We start from the raw sequence: 2,786 nt of genomic DNA on the forward strand, positions 1-2,786 counted from the left end.
TATCACGGGTTATTTTGTGTTTATAAAACCCCTGATCAATAACTTCATCTGTGTGGCGAATGTGCATATTCCACGCGGAGTAAAAAAACTCTTCCATAGTTAATTTTGGTTCGGTTCGTGTTGTTATATTTTCTTTCTCTTTAAAAAGGCTGCCCAATGTTAATTCAAAATTATGAGCTATATGGTATTGCAACGTTATTTTATTTAATGCAGGGGCAGTTGAGTTTAGCAAAAATGATATCACCTCTGATCTAGAATATCCTTTTATACGGCTATACGTATCAATTGCTTCGATAGTGGATTGCTTGTTGGGGCTAAATGTTATACGTTTTTGCATATTCCCTCCTTCTCTTCGTTATTCTAATAGCATCAATTACTTGACCACTATTCACAGGTATTCTATTCATCAAACTTCTGTGCCGAAAAATCACCAATCCGTGCAGTGATGCAACCTGCAGAGTATGAGATTTTATAGTCAATCAACCCAGCTATTCTGACTATTCATCAGAATAGCTGGTAGTTATAATTTTTATTTCCCTATAAATATCCTTTCGCTGAGAGAGTTAGCAAAAAATCGGAAATATCATTGCGTAACCAATAATGTCTTCCATTAATTTGCTTTGGACGAGGTAAACCATCAGGTAGTTTGTCTTGGCAAAGCCATTTTCGAATGGTCTGGGATTTGTAATTGATGATTTTAGCCAGTTCACTAGTGGAGATAAGTTGCGGCTGAAAGAACTCTTGATGTTCAAATGCGCTCATTTCGCCACCTCAATATGTGAGATGAGGAAAAATAAGGAGATAGAAATAATTAATAAGGATGAAATAGCCAGGTTAGAATTAAAAAAATAATTTTTTTGGACACTATTGGGGTCACTATTACTACCATCTGAAGATGACAATGAGGAACTTTTGGAGGATTTTGTCGAACTCCGACGTGATCTAGACGTTAGGCTTTTGAATGGCATGAAATGTGCGATAACAACCCCCACATCCCTTCTGAGCAGAGGAAGTTTTACAATAATACGCCATGAAGATGGTTTTCGAGAAAAACCAGTAACACCTAAACGTTGAATTATTTTTTTCCAGAAAAAAGCACTGTTTTTTTGGGGCTGGTGTAGACCCCACTTAGCTCTAATAGCTTCTGGTTGATTTTCTGTAAATTCAGTTATTGTGCGAATCACTGTAGTTTATCTCCTGCTGAGTGAGTGAAATATCTTTAGACTGTGATTAAAAATACCTGAAAAAAGTTTTCTGTCAACATGTGAAATTTTTTGTAAGTAATTGATTTTTAAATTAATCAACGCTATTCAACGCTGTTTTTAATTCCTGCTTGTTCTAAGATCCATGTCTCAATTTTTTCGTGCCATTTTCTGAGCAAGTCCAGCGGGCGGCGGCGATAGTGCTTTTCAGCAAGAGCACTAGGCTTATGGCCCATAATCTGTGCAACAATGCCCGTTGGTACTTCTACCCATTCTGCTAATGTACCGAAACTACGGCGTAATCCATGCAAACTGATATGTGGTAACTCAGCGCGGCTTAACGCTCGATTGTGTGCTGAACGAGGTTCAATAATTTTGCCGCTTTTGCTGTTACTCCTGAAAACCCAATCCTCCACGTCAGAATTTGGGGTTTGCACCAGTGCGCTTAACAGGTCAGAAACATAAGGAGTGAGAGGTATGATACGTTCGCCTTCGATCTTGTCTTTAATTCGCACGCTTGACCACTTGAAATCGACGTCTGACCAGCGAAGCGACGCAATTTCTTCACGCCGTGCACCGGTGAGCAAAAGTATTTGGAGATAGGCCGATGCAATGGGATTAATGAGGCTACGTACGGCACTGAACCAGCCTTTAAGCTGTTCTTTTTGCAAGCAATCATCGGCTTTACTCGCTGACACGGGAACCATTTTTCTTACGTTGTAATCTTGTGCCAGATCGCCTGGAATAATCCCTTGATATTTTTTCTGATAATTACTCCATTTGATGAAAGCTCGTAGTAGGCGATAAGCGTGAGCAGTGACGGTAGGTCTATTTTGTCTTTCTGTACTCAGCCACGCTGCTATGTACTCCGAGGTTAGCTCCGATAACGGTAGGTCGAGCAAGCTAGCTAATGGTCCAGCCGAGGTCGGGCCCTTGCCTCTTTTTTTACTTTCGCCTCCACGGCTGGACAAGTTAATGTGATCGGCAATGTATCGAGTAGAATATGGGCGTTTAGTTTTTGCGCTGATACCGGTTCTCAACTCTTGTAGGTAGTCTTCCCAGGCGACGGAGAAAATCACTTTTGTTTTACGTGATTCAGCTTGCCGCGATTCTGCTTCTGCGATTTTTTCTGCCTTAGCAATACGTGGATCTATCCCGGTATCGATCAACGTTTGTAACCGTCTTGCTTCGGTCCTTGCATCATCAATCCTCCAGTCGTTAATGTTGCCAATAGTCATGCGAAGGGTTTTCCCCGCATATACGCTTTGGAACACAAAGGCTTTTGCTCCACGAGTTGCCCGACATGCAAGGGTTGTTACATCCGCATCCCAAAGAAATGCTTGGGTTTTTCCTTCAGGTAAAGCAAATTTTCGAATGCGCTCGAAGGTGAGTTTTTGTCTGGGAAGTGCCATTTTGGGGCTCCAAATGAGAAATGTTACACCACCATAATGTAATGGCTGGTGTAAGTAAAATGAGGGAATAAACATCAACACCTGTCAATTTTTATCAACAGGTGATTTTCATAACTTAATGTTTTATAATGAATTGCTTGTTTTAAGAATAGGTTTTTAAAGGGGTAAAAAT

General features: G+C 40.6%; 3 protein-coding genes and 1 pseudogene. All 4 read right to left on the reverse strand.

Annotation, left to right across the window (positions count from 1 at the left end; all coding sequences use genetic code 11):
- Positions 1 to 337: pseudogene (locus tag INF86_RS22265) on the reverse strand (hypothetical protein); the annotation flags it as partial.
- Between the two features lie 200 nt (positions 338 to 537).
- Positions 538 to 762 (reverse strand): AlpA family transcriptional regulator, encoded by a 225-nt coding sequence (locus INF86_RS22270; RefSeq protein WP_074172183.1) that lies wholly within the window; start codon positions 760 to 762, stop codon positions 538 to 540.
- Positions 759 to 1,184 (reverse strand): hypothetical protein, encoded by a 426-nt coding sequence (locus tag INF86_RS22275; protein ID WP_193543952.1) that lies wholly within the window; start codon positions 1,182 to 1,184, stop codon positions 759 to 761. The genes INF86_RS22270 and INF86_RS22275 overlap by 4 nt, the downstream gene beginning before the upstream one ends.
- 122 nt (positions 1,185 to 1,306) lie before the next feature.
- Positions 1,307 to 2,689, reverse strand: coding sequence for a site-specific integrase (locus INF86_RS22280; protein ID WP_154051908.1), 1,383 nt, complete (start codon positions 2,687 to 2,689; stop codon positions 1,307 to 1,309).
- Between the last annotated feature and the right edge of the window lie 97 nt (positions 2,690 to 2,786).

This window comes from Enterobacter cloacae complex sp. I1M, from assembly GCF_014982425.1.
GTDB classification, from domain to species: domain Bacteria; phylum Pseudomonadota; class Gammaproteobacteria; order Enterobacterales; family Enterobacteriaceae; genus Enterobacter; species Enterobacter intestinihominis.